Source organism: Micromonospora haikouensis (genome assembly GCF_000876225.1).
In the GTDB taxonomy this organism is placed as follows: domain Bacteria; phylum Actinomycetota; class Actinomycetes; order Mycobacteriales; family Micromonosporaceae; genus Micromonospora; species Micromonospora haikouensis.
In genome coordinates this window covers 1,433,797-1,448,723 of sequence record NZ_JXSX01000003.1, presented here as the reverse complement: position 1 = coordinate 1,448,723, position 14,927 = coordinate 1,433,797, and the positions used below count along the sequence as shown (strand labels likewise).

Sequence of the window (14,927 nt, the reverse complement as noted above, 5' to 3'; positions counted from 1 at the left end):
ATGCTGCTCATCGGGCTCTACGCCCTCGTCGCCGGAGGCGTCGTCGGGCTGGCCGGCGCCGGGGCGCTGCGGCTGCTGCGCGGCCGGTCCATCCTCGTCCACGTGCTGGTGCTGCTCACCGTCACCGTGCTCGCCGTGGTCGTCGGCGTCGCCACGGTCGCCCAGGCCATGTTCCTGTCCCCGCACGACCTGTGGGTCGTCCTCGTCACCGTGAGCGCCTCCGCGGTGATCAGCCTCGCCGTCGGCGCCGTCTTCGGCAGCCGGCTGGCCGCCTCCGCGGTCTGGGCGCAGGCGGCCCGGGACCGGGAACGGCGGCTGGAGGCCGGGCGGCGCGAACTCGTCGCCTGGGTGTCGCACGACCTGCGTACCCCGCTCGCCGGGCTGCGGGCGATGGCCGAGGCCCTCGAGGACCGCATCATCGACGACCCGGCCACCGTCGACGAATACCACCGGCGCATCCGGGTCGAGACCGACCGGATGACCCAGCTCGTCGACGACCTGTTCGAGCTGTCCCGGATCAACGCGGGCGCGCTGCGGCTCGCGCCCACCACCGTGCCGCTGCGCGACGTCGTGTCCGACGCGATCGCCGGCGTCGCCCCGCTCGCCGCCCGCCGCCGGATCCACCTGGTCGCCGCGGACAGCGGCTGGCCCCTCGTCCGCGCCGGCGAACGCGAACTCGCCCGCGTCGTCAGCAACCTGCTGATCAACTCCGTCCGGTACACCCCGGAGGACGGCACCGTGCACATCGCGGCCGGCCACGAGCGCGACGCCGTGTGGCTCGCCGTCTCCGACACCTGCGGCGGCATCCCGGAGGAGGACCTGGACCGGGTGTTCGACGTCGCCTTCCGCGGCGAGCGCGCGCGCACCCCGGGCGCGGCCGGCTCCGGTGGCGGCGGAGGGCTCGGCCTGGCGATCGTGCGCGGCCTCGTCGAGGCACACGGCGGCCGGGTCGACGTGCGCAACACCGGCCGCGGCTGCCAGTTCGAGGTACGTCTCCCCGCAGCCTGATCCCGGGTGCTCGAAGCTACCGGGCAGGGCCGTGTCGGAAGCGGCGTACGGGCGGTGGGATCACGGTCGCCGGCAGAGGGCTCGCGTTCCGCGCCTGCCGAGCCGCGCGGGCTCAACCGGTTCCCTGTCGTTCACACCCGAGCCGCTGCGCAGGTGGTCTGGGCCATCAGTGCCCGCTGTCGTATTCGTCATGTGGGGCGTTCTACCTGGCGGACGCATCGGACGCGGGTCCCGCCTCGACGATCGTCTCCGCGTACGTCTGTCCGGAGACGGGGACCGACACCCGCAGGCCGGGTCGCCGCCGAAGGGTGGTTGCCCTCCGGCGGCGCCCGATGGTGGGGTCAGTTCCGGTTGATCGTGAAGGTGGATGTGGTGTTCTTGATGTCCTGCGCGTTGTTGCTCAGTCGCAGGTTGGTGAAGGTGACGGAACCGACGGCCGGACCCTGGCCCGCTTCCGGCATCTCGTTCACCCAGATCCCGAAGCCGGACTTGGCGTCGAACGCGTCACCGCTGCGACGCGCGCCGCTGATCGAGATGTTGGTGAAGACCGTGTCGGTGACCGGGAACTGCGGCTGGCCGCCGACGTAGTTGGTCTGGAACATGATGCCGCTGTAGGTCGGGTCGACGATGTCGACGTCACTGACCCGGATGCCCTGGAACACCTTCGACGCGGAGAAGACCCAGATCGCGGGGAAGGTCTGGGCGCCCCAGAAGTGCCCGCCGGCCCGGACGATGGAGATGTTCTCGAACCGGGTGGGCGGGTTGGCGCCGAAGCCGTTCATCGGATAGCCGAAGTCGAGCGAGCTGATCGTGATGCCGGAGTAGACCAGCGTGTCGGCGATGTAGATGTTGCGGAACGTGTTGCCGTAGCCGCCGTAGACGGCCACCCCGGCGGCCCGCCAGGTCAGGGTCGAGGTCAGGTTCTCGTAGACGTTGTCCTTCATGTCGGCGCCGCCGGCGTCGATCGCCGAGAACAGCGCGAAGCTGTCGTCGCCGGTGGCCCGCGCGTCGTTGTTGCTGACCAGGTTGTTGGTGCTGCCGTTGGTCATGTTGACGCCGTCGGCGAACATGTTGCGGATCCGGGAGTTCTTGATGGTCATGTAGTCGGTGTTCGCGCCCCAGTAGAGGCACACCATGTGCTCGTTCCAGATGTTGTCGATCACGATGTTCGACACGTTGGCGAAGTCGAACACCTTGCCCGGGCCGTCGATGCGTGAGGTGTAGTTGCCGAAGTAGGCGAAGTTCGCGAAGGACGAGCCGGCCGCCGAGTTCTCGGCGCGGAAGCCGATGTCGGTGTTGTCCTGGCCCGGCGGGGCGGTGAACCGGGTGTACCAGGGGCCGGCCCCGGTGACCTTGACCGCCTTGCCGTACACCTGGAACTTCGACGCCGTGGAGTAGGTGCCGGCGGGCAGGTAGACGCCGACCAGGTTGCCGGTGGTGTCCATCCGCACCCGGTCCAGGGCGTTCTGCACGTCGGAATGGGTGAAGCCGGCCGGCGTGGTGTACCTCGCCGGGTCCGGGTTGGCGATCGGCGCGACCTGCTCCGTGTTGATGAAGTCGATCGCGTACGTGGTGGTGTTCGCCGGGTCCTTCTGGAGCCGGATCCGGCTGCCGGCCGGGACGGTCGAGTTGAGCATGACGTTGGCTTCGTCGTAGATGTGCCGCGGGCCGCCCGCGCCCGGCGAGTTGCCCGGGCTGGCCTCGGCCCCGTAGAGCCAGGCGTAACGGGAGGTCAGGTCGATGGCCTTGTGGAACGTGCCGTTGACGTAGATGTTCAGCGTCGAGTCGATCCCGCCGCCGCCCGGGGCGTCCGGGATGGAGAAGCGGGTGACCAGCGTGTTGGTGCTGGCCCGGGTGGTCCACTCGACGTAGCTGCCGGTCGAGTTGAGGGTGACCGCGCGACGGCCGGACGCCTCGCCGGCCAGGTCGCCGACGGTCCGGTTCGGCCCGACCACGGCAGCGCCGCCGCCGACCACGCCGTCCTCGGCCTCGTACATGTCGTACGGCATGTTCGCGCCCCGGCCGACGAACAGCGGCCGGTCGCTGGTGTTGTTGGCCTGCTTGACCGGCAGCTCGTTGCCGTCGGCGGCGAGCGCCACCCGCACGGTGTACTTGCCGTTCGCGGCGGTCCAGGTGCCCAGGTCGACCGGGGCGACCGTGGCCCCGGCGTTGATCACACCGGAGTGCGAGCCGGTCAGCGTGCGCACGACGGTGCCGGCCTCGTTGAGCACGGTGAGCGTGATGCCGTGCGCGCCCGACGCCGAGGCGACGGAGCCGGCGTTGCGCAGGGTCACCGAGAACGTGACGACGCTGCCCGCCGACGGGTTGCCCGGGGCCCAGCCGACCACCGAGGCGACCAGGTCCGAGCTGGCGACCGGGTTCACCACCAGCGCCGAGGGGTGGGTGTAGCTGTTGTTCGTCTCGTCCTGCTCGATGACGGCGTTGGCCTCGTCAGCCTTGGCGCTCAGCGGGTAGCTGCCCGCCGCGCGGGTGCCGATGTCGGCCGAGACGGTGGTCGACGCGCCGGCGGCCAGGGCGCCGACGGCGGCCGTGCCCACCCGGACGCCGCCCAGGTACAGGTTGACGTTGGTGGCGGCGGACGTCGCCGTGCCGGCGTTGCGCACCGTGGCCGACACGGTGACCGCGTCGGTCTCGGTCGGGCTGGCCGGGCTGGCCGACATGCCGGTGACGGTCAGGTCCGGGTTGGCCGCCGGGACGCCGATCACCTGGAACTCGGCCACCTGGCCGCCCGGGGCGCCGGAGTTGGCGGTGAAGGTCAGTCGCACGTCGGCGGCGGTGGCGGAGACCGGGATGGTCACCGTGTTGCCCGAGCCCGGGTTGAAGGCGTAGCCGGCCGCGCCGACCAGGCCGGTGAACCCGGAGGCGCTCTGCTCGCGGCCGAGCACCTGCACGGTCTGGGTGCGGGCGCCCCACGTCGAGTCGGGGTTCAGCTTCAGCACCACGGCGCTGACGGCGGCGTTCGACCCGAGCTGCACGGTCAGGGTGCCCGGCAGGCCGTTGCTCTCCCAGTACGTCGCCGTGTCGTTGTCGTTGGCGTTGGCCGGCATGAAGGTGTGCACGTACCCGGAGGCGGTGACCGGCTTGCCGACGGCGAGGTTGGTGCCGGCGGTGCCGGTGCCCGTGCGGGTCACCGGGTTGCTGTTCGCCGACTGGTTACCGGCGGCGTCGCGGGCCCGCACGTGGTACGTGACCGTGGCGCTGGCCGGCTGGTCGTCGGTGTAGGTGAGCACGTTCCCGGCGACGCTGCCGCGCAGGGCACCGTTGGCGTAGACGTCGTACCCGGTGACGCCGGTGTTGTCGGAGGAGGCGCTCCAGGTCAGCCGGATCTGGCCGCTGGCCGGCTGGGTGTAGGCCAGGTTCGCCGGGGCGGTCGGGGCCTGGGTGTCCCCGGAGGTGTTGCCGTAGACCTCGAACTCGGAGACCTGGCCGGCCGGCCAGCCCGTGTTGGCGGTGACGTTCAGCCGGACGTACCGGCTGGCGGCGGCGGTGAACGTGATGGTCACCGTGTTGCCGGTGGCCGGGTCGAAGGTGTAGCCGGCGGACGCCTTCAGGGTGGTGAAGGTCGAGCCGTTCGTGCTGCCCTGCACGGACAGCGTCTGGGTGCGGGTCTGCCACGCGGCGGCCGGCGGGAGCTTCAGCACCACCCGGTCCACGGTGACGGTCGAGCCGAGGTCGGCCTGGAGCCACTGCGGGAAGGCGTTGTTGGCGCTCTCCCAGTAGGTGCTGGCGTTGCCGTCGTTGGCGTTGCCCGGGCCGTAGTTCTGGCTGACGCTGCTGGCGGTCATGGTGGCGGAGATGCCGGCGAGGGCCGCCGCCGTCGCGGGGGCCGGCGCGGGCCCGGCGGCACCGGCGCGCGGCGCGGCCTCGGCGTCCGTCGCGGGCGCGGCCCCGGCGGACCCGCCGGGGACCAGCAGGCCGGCGGCGAGCAGGCCGGCGGCCAACATCCGGCCGGGGGTACGTCGTCTCGTGCTGTTTCCGGGCATGGCGGAGCTGCACCTTCTTTCGGGGGTGGTGGTGCCCGCCGGTGGGCGGGGGTGCCACGGCGGGGTGGGGCTGCCGGGGCCGGTCGGTCGTGGGGACGCACCGACCGGCCGGGGCTGGCGCGCTGGCGGTGACGCCGTCGGGCCCGGTGACGCCGTCAGGCCGAGTGGACCTCGAACTCGGAGAGCTGGCCGGCCGGCCAGGCGGTGTTGCCGGTGAAGGTCACCCGGACGTGCCGCCGGGTGGTGGCGGGGAAGGTCACGGTCACGGTGTTGCCGGTGGTCGGGTCGAACGTGTACCCAGCCGAGGGCTTGAGCGTGGTGAACGCCGAGCCGTCGGTGGAGCCGAGGACGGAGAGGGTCTGGGTGCGGGTCTGCCAGGCCGCCGCCGGGGGCAGCCTCAGCACCACCCGGGACACCGACCGAGCGGCGCCCAGGTCCACGGTCAGCGACTGCGGGAAGGCGTTGTTGGCGCTCTCCCAGTAGGTGTTGGCGTTGCCGTCGACGGCGTTGCCGCCGCCGTACACGTCGGCGTGGCTGGTCTCGCTGACCGGACGTCCCTGCGCCAGGTTCCCGGTGGGCGGCGGCGTCGTGGGCGGGGCGGTGGTCGGCGGCGGAGTCGAGCCGCCGCCGTACACCTCGAACTCGGAGACCTGGCCCGCCGGCCAGCCGGTGTTGCCGGTGAAGGTCAGCCGCAGGAACCGCCGGCTGCCGGCCGGCAGGGTGATCGACACGGTGTTGCCGGTGGCCGGGTCGAACGTGTACCCGGCAGAGGCGAGGATCGTCGCGTACGCCGAGCCGTCCGTCGAGCCGGCGACCGCGAGGGTCTGGGTCCGGGTCCCCCAGCCGGCCGGGAGCCTCAGCGCGATCCGGTTGGTGCTGACCGCCGCGCCGAGGTCGACCGTCAGCGTCTGCGGGAACGCGCCGTTGGCGCTCTCCCAGTAGCTTGCCGCGTTGCCGTCCACCGCGTTGCCGGCGACGTAGTTCTGCGACACGCTCGACGCGGTCACCGGCCGGCCCTGGGCCAGGTTCCCGTTGCCCGGCGGGGGCGTGGTGGGCGGCGGGGTGGTGGGCGGGGCCGTGGTGGGCGGCGGGGTGGTCGGGGTGCCGGTGGGCGGGGTGGTCGGCCCGTTGCCCCACTGCGGCGTCGGCCACGGCCCGCAGTACGGGGTGGCGGTGTACCAGCCGGAGTTGCCGGAGCCCTGGGTGACCTGGAATCCGCTGCCCACGCAGTTGTGCATCGGGTTGCTCTGCGCGATCCCGGTGGCCCGGACGCCGGTGAACGACACCTGGCTCGGCGCCTGCACCTGGAGCGCGTACGTTCCCGCGCCGTCGATGCGCACGTTGGTGAGGTTGATCCCGCTGCTCTGCCCCTCGATCCAGTGCAGCGCCGCGTAGGAGCTGTCCAGGATGTCGGTGTCGGTGATGTTGACCGTGGCGCCCTGGATCGCCTCGTTGAGGGCGGAGAACCAGATCGCGCCGACGCCGAAGTTCCAGTTGTAGTCGGAGTTTCCGTTGCGGATCAGGGTGTTGCGGGCGATCGTCCAGGTGCCCTTGACCGCGGTGTCGCCCTGCACCCCGGGGTAGCGGTTCGCGACGTGGATGCCGCCGCCGTTCGTCACCGAGTCGGCCGTCACGTTGTCGGTGATCTTGATGTCCCGGCCGCCGTAGCTGACCAGGTGGTTGGCCAGGATGGTGACGCCGATGGTGTTGCGGGTGAACGAGTTGTTGACGTTCGGCACGCTCTGCGCCCACATGGCGAGCGCGTCGTCGCCGGTGTTGCGGACGAAGGTGTTGGTCACCGTCGAGTTGGTCACGCCCCAGTGGAAGTTCACCCCGTCGGCGGTCTGGTCGAGGATCCGGCTGTTGCGGATGGTGAAGTTGTCCATCGGGCCGTCCATCCAGGCCCCGACCTTGGTGTGCTGCATCCAGACGTTGTCGACCACCGAGTCGGTCATCGCCCCGCCGATGGCGTTGACCTGGTCGTCGTCGATCCGCTCCCGGACGTCGCCGATGATCGCGAAGTCCCGCAGCGTGACGTTGCGGCTCGGGCCGCCGGCCTCGTGCGGCCGGATCTCCCCCGTGTAGCCGCCGCCGGGGACGTACTTGCCGTAGACGCCGGCGGCGCGCTTGCGGTCGGTGGGGTGCCGGCCGCCGAGCACCGAATACCACGGGCCGGCGCCGCGCAGGGTCACCCCGTCGACGACGACGTGATCCCAGAGGGTGAAGGTCCCGGCCGGGATCCAGACCGCGCGGCCCTGGGCCCTGCCGGCGTCGACGGCGGCCTGGAACCTCGCCGTGGAGTCGGTGGCCCCGCTCGGGTCCGCGCCGAAGTCCGTGACGACGTCGAGCACCCCGGCGGGCTTGGCGATCGGCGTGCCGACCAGCTCGAAGTCGGCCAGGTCGATGGTGAACGTCGGGGACTGCGCGGTCGAGGAGACCTGCAACCGGATCTTCGTGCCCGCCGGGTAGGTGGTCCCGAACATGGTCCGGGTCTCGTCGTAGAAGTGGTGCGGGTTGGTGTCGCCCGGATTGTTGTTGAACGGGTAGCCGCCGTAGTACCAGCCGTACCGGGAGGTCACCGGCACGGCCTTGACCAGGCTGCCGTTGGCCCGCAGGTCGATGCTGGCGTCCCGGCCGGTGCCGGCGGCGTTGTCGGGCAGGCTGTAGCGGAAGGTCACCGCGTTGGCCGGGGCGGTCAGGGTGAACTCGACGTACTCGCCGACGGCGTCGAGGGTGACCGCCTCCCGGCCGGACGCCTCGGACGGCAGCTGGCCGTAGTAGCGGGTCGGGCCGATTCGGGTGCCGTTGTGCGCCGCCTGCTCCGCCTCCTGCTCGACGAACGGCACGGTCGCGCCCCGTCCGGGGATGTCGAACGGGGACAGCCCGGCGGCGCGGGCGGGGGTGGCGGTGGAGAACGAGACGACCGATACGGCCGCCGCCACCAGCGCGACGCCGGCGAACGCGGCCAGCACGGCACGGGCGGGTCTTCCGAGGGATGCGACGGTGGTGCCGGTGGTGTGGTGGGCCATGCGGGAAGTTCTCCGTTTCGTCATCAGGCCAGGTCCCCCTGGACTGGGCGGTTCGCGGTAGCTGCCTCTCCTTCGGGTCGGGCTTGTGGTCCTCGCCGGCCGCGGCGGCAGGCCGAGGGCGGGTCGGGACGCCGAAGTGGGGGGTGGGTGGCGCCGGCCGGGCGGGACGGACCGGCCGGGGCCATGGCCGGGTCGGGTCAGCCGGCCGACGTGGGACCGGCGGCGGGATCCTCGGCGGTACGCAGCCAGACGGCGGTGTCCGGCGGGAGCAGGTCGCCCTCCAGCGGCCCGCTGGCGAGCAGCCGCGCCTCGTGCGGGGGCAGCGGCACCGGGGCCCCGCCCAGGTTGACCAGGCAGGCGAAGCCGGCCCCCCGGGCGAAGCCGAGCACCCCGTCCGGCGCGGCCAGCCAGCGCATCTCCCCGTCGCCGAGGCCCGGCTCCGCACGCCGGATGCCGATCGCCGCCCGGTACAACTCCAACATCGAGTACGGGTCGCCGGTCTGCGCCCGGACCGTGCGGTCCTTCCATTCGGCGGGCTGCGGCAGCCAGGGTGCCCGCACCGCGTCGTCAGGGCTGAACCCGAACGGCGGCGCGTCGGCGGACCAGGGCAGCGGCACCCGGCAGCCGTCCCGGCCGTGCCCGGAGCGGCCCCACATCGGGTCCTGGCGCAGCTCGGTCGGGATGTCCTCGACCTCCCACAGGCCCAGCTCCTCGCCCTGGTAGACGTAGACCGCGCCGGGCAGGGCCAGGGTGAGCAGCGCCGCCGCGCGGGCCCGTACGGTGCCCAGCTCCAGGTCGGTGGGGACACCCTCGCGTTTGGTGGCGAAACTGAACGTGGTGTCCGCCCGGCCGTACCGGGTGACGTGCCGGGTCACGTCGTGGTTGGACAGCACCCAGGTGGCGGGTGCGCCGACCGGGGCGTGCGCGGCGAGGGTGTCGTCGACGCACCGGCGCAGCGCCGCCGCCTCCCAGGCGCAGCCGAGGAAGTCGAAGTTGAACGCCGAGTGCAGCTCGTCGGGGCGCAGGTAGTTGGCGAACCGCTCCCGGTCCGGCAGCCACACCTCGCCGATCAGCGCCCGGTCGCCCGGGTACCCGTCGGCGATCCGCCGCCAGTCCCGGTAGACGTCGTGCACCGCGTCGAGGTCGACGAAGGGACTGGGCGCGCCGTCGACCACCTCGGGCAGCGCCGGATCCTTCATCAACAGGGCGGCCGAGTCGATCCGGATCCCGTCCACCCCCCGGTCGAGCCAGAAGCGCAGGATGTCCTCGAACTCGGCACGCACCCTCGGGTGGTCCCAGTTGAGGTCGGGCTGCTCGGGAGCGAACAGGTGCAGGTACCAGTCGCCGGGGGTGCCATCCGGGTTGGTGGTCCGGGTCCAGGTGCCCCCGCCGAACTGGGACACCCACTCGGTGGGTGGCCGGTCGCCGCCGGGGCCGCCGCCGGGGCGGAACCAGAACAGCTCCCGCTCGGGGGCGTCCGGGCCGCCGGCCAGCGCCGCCTGGAACCAGGGGTGTGCGTCGGAGCAGTGGTTGGGCACCACGTCGACGATGATCCGGATGCCCCGGTCGTGCGCCTCGGCGATCAACTCCTCGGCCTCGGCGAGGCTGCCGAAGACCGGGTCGATGTCCCGGTAGTCGGCGACGTCGTAGCCGGCGTCGGCCATCGGCGAGGGGTACCAGGGGCTCAGCCACACGGCGTCGACGCCGAGGCCGGACAGGTGGTCCAGGTGTGCCCGGATCCCCTCGATGTCGCCGATTCCGTCGCCGTTGCCGTCGGCGAAGCTGCGCGGATAGATCTGGTAGATCACCGCACTGCGCCACCACGGACCAGCAGCTGATGTGGACACGGACACCTGCTTTCTCAGTCGTACCGGCTGTCTCGGTGGGGTCGGGGTGCCGGCGCGGGTCAGCCCTTCACGCCACCGGCCGACAGGCCGCTGACGATGCTGCGCTGGAAGACCAGGAAGACCACCACCATCGGGATGCCAGCGATCACCAGGCCGGCCATCATCTCGGTGGGCGGCACCTGGCTGACGTTGGAGAGGCGGCTCAGCGCGACGCTGAGGGTCTGGGCGTCGGTGTCCTGGAGCACCAGCAGCGGCCAGAGGAAGTCCTTCCAGATCGCGATGATCGAGAAGATGGAGACCACGGCGAGCACCGGACGCGACAGCGGCAGCACGATCGACCAGAGCACCCGCAGCCGGCCCGCGCCGTCCAGGCTCGCCGAGTCGAGCAGGTCGTCGGGGATCTGGTCGAAGAACCGCTTCAGCACGTAGACGTTGAACGCGTTGGCCGCGCCCGGCAGCCACAGCGCCCACGGGGTGTTCAGCAGGTTGACGTGGAGGATCGGCACGTCGGTGACCGTGAGGTAGGCCGGCACCAGCAGGGCGGCGGCCGGCAGCATCAGGCTGGCCAGCATCCCGGCCAGCACCACGTTGCCGAAGCGCGGTCGCAGCTTGGACAGCGCGTACGCGGCGGTCACCGCGACGACGAGCTGGATCAGCCAACCGCCGACGGCGTAGTAGACGGTGTTGGTGAAGTACCGCAGGATCTGCATGTGGTCCCACGCCTCGGCGTAGGTCTGCGGGTGGAACGACTCCGGCACGAAGGTCGGCGGTGTCTGGGCGAACTCGGCCGGCGACTTCACCGCGCCGGTCACCATCCAGTAGAGCGGGAAGAAGAAGACCAGCGCGAACACGACGGTGACCACGCCGAGGACGACGAGGTAGACGACCCTCCCCCGGCCCCGGCTCAGCTCGGTTTCCGAGATCAGGGTACGGGTGGCCGGTGGCCCGCCGCGCCGCTGGCGGCCCCGCCGGTTCTGGTCGGCCGGCGCGGCGACCGGCGGCACCGGCGGCGCGGGCGGAGCGGTGAGTGTCATGGCGGGCTCCCTCAGTCGGCGCGGCGGGTGAGCCGGAGGTAGATGGCGGAGAAGGCGCCCAGCACCACGAAGAGCAGCACGCTCATCGCCGCCGCGAGGCCGAAGTCGTTGTTGACGGTGAAGGCGTACCGGTAGATCAGGATCATCACCGTCACCGTGTCCGGGTTGGTGGTGCCGGTGAGCTGGTACGGCTCGATGAACACCTGCATGGTGGCGATGACCTGGAGCAGCAGCAGGACCAGCATGATGAAGCGCAGCTGCGGGATGGTGACGTGCCGCAACCGCTGCCAGACCGAGGCGCCGTCCAGCTCGGCCGCCTCGTACAGCTCGCCGGGGATGCTCTGCAACGCCGCGAGGTACATCAGGGTGGCACCGCCGAGGTTCGCCCAGGTGGAGACCAGGACCAGGGAGATCATCGCGGTGCCGGAGGACTGGGTCCACTGCGACTCCGGCAGGTGCGCCCCACGCAGCAGGGTGTTGAACAGGCCGTTGCCCGGGTCGTAGAAGTACTTCCAGAGCAGCACCACCACGATCGGCGGCAGCATCACCGGCAGGTACACCGCGATCCGGAAGAACCCCTTGAAGTGGCGCAGCTCGTTGAGCAGGATCGCCAGGGCCAGCGGCACCAGGTAGCCCAGCACCAGCGCCAACCCGGTGAAGACCAGGGTGTTCTTCCACGCCGTCCAGAACAGCGGGTCGGCGAAGAGCGCCTCGAAGTTGTCCAGCCCCACCCAGTACGGGTCGGTGACGAAGTTGACCTGCTGGAAGCTCAGCAGGACCCCGCGCGCCAGCGGATACCAGGAGAACAACGCGAAGCAGGCGATGCCGGCCGCCAGGAAGGCGTACGCCAGGAGGTTGTCGGAGATCGAGCGGCGGAGCCGTGCGCCGCGCGGCCCGCGCGAACCGGCCGTGACGACCGCCATGCCATGTCCTTTCGTGCTCGGGAGGGCCCCAGCCAGCCGCTGCGTGCGGGGGCCCTCACCGGTCGTCGGCTCGGCTACTTCACGCCGGCCAGGATGGTGTTGACCTGCTTCTCCGCGTCGGCCAGCAACTGGTCGACGTTGGCGTCACGGTCGGTGAGCACCTTGAGCATCGCCACGTCCAGCACCGCGTAGACCTGCTGTGCGTTCGGCGGCTCGAACTTCACCGGGATGGAGTCCATCGCGGCGACGAAGGGCGCGTAGTTCTTCTGCGGCACGTTGGCGTACTTCTTGTCCGCGGCGGCCTGGGTCGCGGCGGCCTCCCCGGTGAAGATCTGCGGCTCGGGGATCCCGACCGGCAGCTTGTTCTCCGCCGCCCACTTGTTCTCCGCCTCGAACCGCTCGGCGCTGGTGAACCAGAAGGTCAGCCACTTCAGGCCGGCCCTGATCTTCTCCGGGGTGGCCTTGGCGTTGAACATGTAGCCCTCGCCGCCGCCGAGGGTGCCCTTGCCGTCGGGGATCGGGCCGAGGCCGTAGTCGGCGAAGTTGCCCTTGTACTGGTTGACGATGGTGGGGATGTTGTCGGCCGGCGCGACGTACATGCCGAGCTTGCCGGAGCCCATCAGCTGGAGCAGGTCGGCCCACTCCAGGGACTGCCGGGCACCCATGCTGTCGTCGGTCCAGCGCATCTCCTTGAGCTGGTTCAGCACCTGCCTGCCCTGGTCGCTGTTGAACGCGGCCTTCCAGGTGCCGCCGTCGTGGACGGCGACGTCGCCGCCGACGGAGTACAGCTCGGTGGTGAAGTGCCAGCCGCCGGTGTTGGACTTGCTGTACTCGCCGTAGCCGACGGTGCCGTTGCCGAGCGCCGCGATCTTCTTCGCCGCCACGCGCACGTCGGCCCACGTCTTCGGCGGGTTGTCCGGGTCCAGCCCGGCCCTGGTGAACAGGGGCCGGCTGTAGAGCAGGCCGGAGGAGTAGTTCTTGTAGGGCAGGCCGTACAGCTTGCCGTCGGCGCCGGAGAACACCTTGCGCAGGTCCGGCTTGACCTGGTCGACGACCGGGAAGTCCTTGGCGTACGTGCTGATGTCCGCGACCTGGCGCTTGGCGATCAGGTTGGCCGGGTCGGTGAAGTAGACGTAGAAGACGTCCTCGAGCTGCCCACCGGCCAGCTTCGCGGAGAAGGTCTGCGGGTCCATCTTGCCCTCGCGGGCGTCGATGTCGATGTCGGGGTTCAGCCGCTCGAACTCTGCGACGTTGTCAAGGAAGCGCTGGTGGTTGGCCGCCTCGGTGGCGGGCGGCAGCCCGTTCACCGTGATGGTGACCTTGCCGCCGGAGGCCGACTTCTCGTCGTCGTCACCGCACCCGGCGGCCGACAGCGCCACCCCGGCGACGAGGAGCAGCCCGAGCGCGCTGCGCAGGCTGGTTCTGGTCATGGAGACACCCTTCCTGGGCGAATGTGATCCGACTCTCAAAGCTGCCATGTTTCGTGGCGATGACGATACAAAGTCGAACCTCTTGCCGCAAGAAGTAGACGGCGAAGCGAAAAAAGAGGACTGGGCTCACCCTGGGTCGCGTCGGGGAGGATTCGCGGGCTCTCCACCAGGTTCGTCGCATTGATCCTGTCGAGTGTCCGGTCGCCTCAGCCCCGACCGCACGGAGTTCGCGCAGGGTGCCGCGGCACCGGTCCGGACACCGGGAGCTGACGCCGGAACACCGGGAGCTGACGCCGGAACGGCGGGCAGCGAGGGCCGGCCCGGCGGGACGCCGGGCAGCGAGGGGACGCCGCGCACAGGGGGACGCCGGGCACGCCCCTGCGCGGACGCGATCGGGCAGCACCGGGGGCAGGACTACCCGGCGGCGGGGTCAGCGCCGGCCGCCGCCGTCGGGCTCAGCGCCGGGCCACGAAGTCAACGCCCCCGGCGGGTCAGCGCCCGGGTGCCGGGCCCGTCGAACCGCGGACCACCAGCTCCGGCTCGAAGAGCAACTCGTCGCGCAGCACGCCGGCGCCGTCGATCTGGGTGACCAACAGGTCGACCGCCGCCTGACCCATCGTCTCGATCGGCTGGCGCACCGTGGTCAGCGGCGGGTCGGTGCAGGTCATGAACGCCGAGTCGTCGAAGCCGACCACCGACACGTCGTCGGGCACCGACAGCCCGAGCCGGCGCACCGCGCGGATCGTGCCAAGCGCCACGACGTCGCTGGCGCAGATCACGCCGGTGACGCCCCGGTCCACCAGCTTGGCGGCGGCCACCCGGGCACCTTCCATGGAGAAGCTGGACCGCTCGACACACTCGTCCGGGTCCCGCCAGCCGGCGATCCGGGCCAGCGCGGCCAGCTTGCGCCGGGAGGGCACGTGGTCCTCCGGGCCCAGCACCATGCCGATCCGCTCGTGGCCGAGCGACCGCAGATGCCCGTACGCCTGTTCCACCGCGACCGCGTCGTCGGTGGAGACCCGGGGAAAGTCCAGCTCGTCGATGCCGGCGTTCACCAGCACCACCGGGAGCCCCCGATCGGTCAGCCGCCGGTAGTGGTCGTGCGAGGCGGCGGCGAGCGCGTACGAACCGCCCGCGAAGATGATGCCGGACACCTGGTGATCGAGCAGCATCTCGACGTAGTCCGACTCGGACACGCCACCGATGGTGCGGGCGCAGAGCGCCGGGGTGTAGCCCCGCTGGGCGAGCGTCCCGGTGACCACCTCGGCCAGCGCCGGGAAGATCGGGTTCTGCAGCTCCGGGAGCACCAACCCGACCAGCCGCGCCCGCTCCCCCCGCAGCTTGGTGGGCCGCTCGTAGCCCAGCACGTCCAGCGCGGTGAGCACGGCGGTGCGGGTGGACTCGGAGACTCCGCCACGGCCGTTGAGCACTCGGCTGACCGTCGCCTCGCTGACGCCCGCCTTCCGGGCCACCTCGGTCAGTCGCTTCGCCACGCCGCAATGCTACGACATCGCGCTGCAAAAAATAAACAAGCCGATGACGTGCGCAGTCATCGTCCTGACGTCATCCGTCCATTTCCGGGTGACCCGCATGCTTGCGGTCGGCATTGGTTGATCGGCCCCCGGGGCCGCCGCGCGTCACGCAACCCCACC

8 protein-coding genes are annotated in these 14,927 nt (G+C 71.3%); 1 reads left to right on the top strand and 7 read right to left on the bottom strand.

Features of this window, described 5'->3' with window-relative positions:
• Positions 1 to 1,008 (top strand): sensor histidine kinase, encoded by a 1,008-nt coding sequence (locus TK50_RS27500; RefSeq protein WP_096761713.1) that lies wholly within the window; start codon positions 1 to 3, stop codon positions 1,006 to 1,008.
• 341 nt (positions 1,009 to 1,349) lie between these two features.
• Here the strand turns inward: TK50_RS27500 and TK50_RS27495 are convergent, their stop codons facing one another.
• The 7 genes from TK50_RS27495 to TK50_RS27465 all read right to left on the bottom strand — a co-directional run bounded on the left by TK50_RS27495 (position 1,350) and on the right by TK50_RS27465 (position 14,768).
• The gene (locus tag TK50_RS27495; protein WP_043968314.1) at positions 1,350 to 5,012 is read right to left on the bottom strand and encodes a discoidin domain-containing protein; all 3,663 of its coding nucleotides are present in this window, start codon (positions 5,010 to 5,012) and stop codon (positions 1,350 to 1,352) included.
• Between the two features lie 155 nt (positions 5,013 to 5,167).
• Positions 5,168 to 8,041, bottom strand: a complete 2,874-nt coding sequence (locus tag TK50_RS27490; RefSeq protein WP_043968312.1) for a galactose-binding domain-containing protein — start codon at positions 8,039 to 8,041, stop codon at positions 5,168 to 5,170.
• 197 nt (positions 8,042 to 8,238) lie between these two features.
• The gene (locus TK50_RS27485; RefSeq protein WP_199486152.1) at positions 8,239 to 9,888 is read right to left on the bottom strand and encodes a glycoside hydrolase family 13 protein; all 1,650 of its coding nucleotides are present in this window, start codon (positions 9,886 to 9,888) and stop codon (positions 8,239 to 8,241) included.
• A gap of 59 nt (positions 9,889 to 9,947) precedes the next feature.
• Entirely contained in the window at positions 9,948 to 10,922 is a 975-nt protein-coding gene (locus TK50_RS27480) for a carbohydrate ABC transporter permease (RefSeq protein WP_082106686.1), read from the bottom strand.
• Positions 10,923 to 10,933: 11 nt separating this feature from the next.
• Positions 10,934 to 11,845: a carbohydrate ABC transporter permease gene (locus TK50_RS27475; RefSeq protein WP_052503958.1), complete on the bottom strand. Its 912-nt coding sequence runs from the start codon at positions 11,843 to 11,845 to the stop codon at positions 10,934 to 10,936.
• 74 nt (positions 11,846 to 11,919) lie between these two features.
• Positions 11,920 to 13,275 carry an ABC transporter substrate-binding protein gene (locus TK50_RS27470; RefSeq protein ID WP_043968304.1) on the bottom strand — a complete coding sequence of 452 codons (1,356 nt, stop codon included), beginning with the start codon at positions 13,273 to 13,275 and terminating at the stop codon, positions 11,920 to 11,922.
• Positions 13,276 to 13,766: 491 nt separating this feature from the next.
• Positions 13,767 to 14,768: a LacI family DNA-binding transcriptional regulator gene (locus TK50_RS27465; RefSeq protein WP_043968302.1), complete on the bottom strand. Its 1,002-nt coding sequence runs from the start codon at positions 14,766 to 14,768 to the stop codon at positions 13,767 to 13,769.
• Between the last annotated feature and the right edge of the window lie 159 nt (positions 14,769 to 14,927).

Bases quoted from the DNA above. Each gene is read 5' to 3' on its own strand.
- TK50_RS27500 (WP_096761713.1), top strand. From the start codon at position 1: ATGCTGCTCATCGGGCTCTACGCCCTCGTCGCCGGAGGCGTCGTCGGG.
- TK50_RS27495 (WP_043968314.1), bottom strand. From the start codon at position 5,012: ATGCCCGGAAACAGCACGAGACGACGTACCCCCGGCCGGATGTTGGCC.
- TK50_RS27490 (WP_043968312.1), bottom strand. From the start codon at position 8,041: ATGGCCCACCACACCACCGGCACCACCGTCGCATCCCTCGGAAGACCC.
- TK50_RS27480 (WP_082106686.1), bottom strand. From the start codon at position 10,922: ATGACACTCACCGCTCCGCCCGCGCCGCCGGTGCCGCCGGTCGCCGCG.
- TK50_RS27475 (WP_052503958.1), bottom strand. From the start codon at position 11,845: ATGGCGGTCGTCACGGCCGGTTCGCGCGGGCCGCGCGGCGCACGGCTC.
- TK50_RS27470 (WP_043968304.1), bottom strand. From the start codon at position 13,275: ATGACCAGAACCAGCCTGCGCAGCGCGCTCGGGCTGCTCCTCGTCGCC.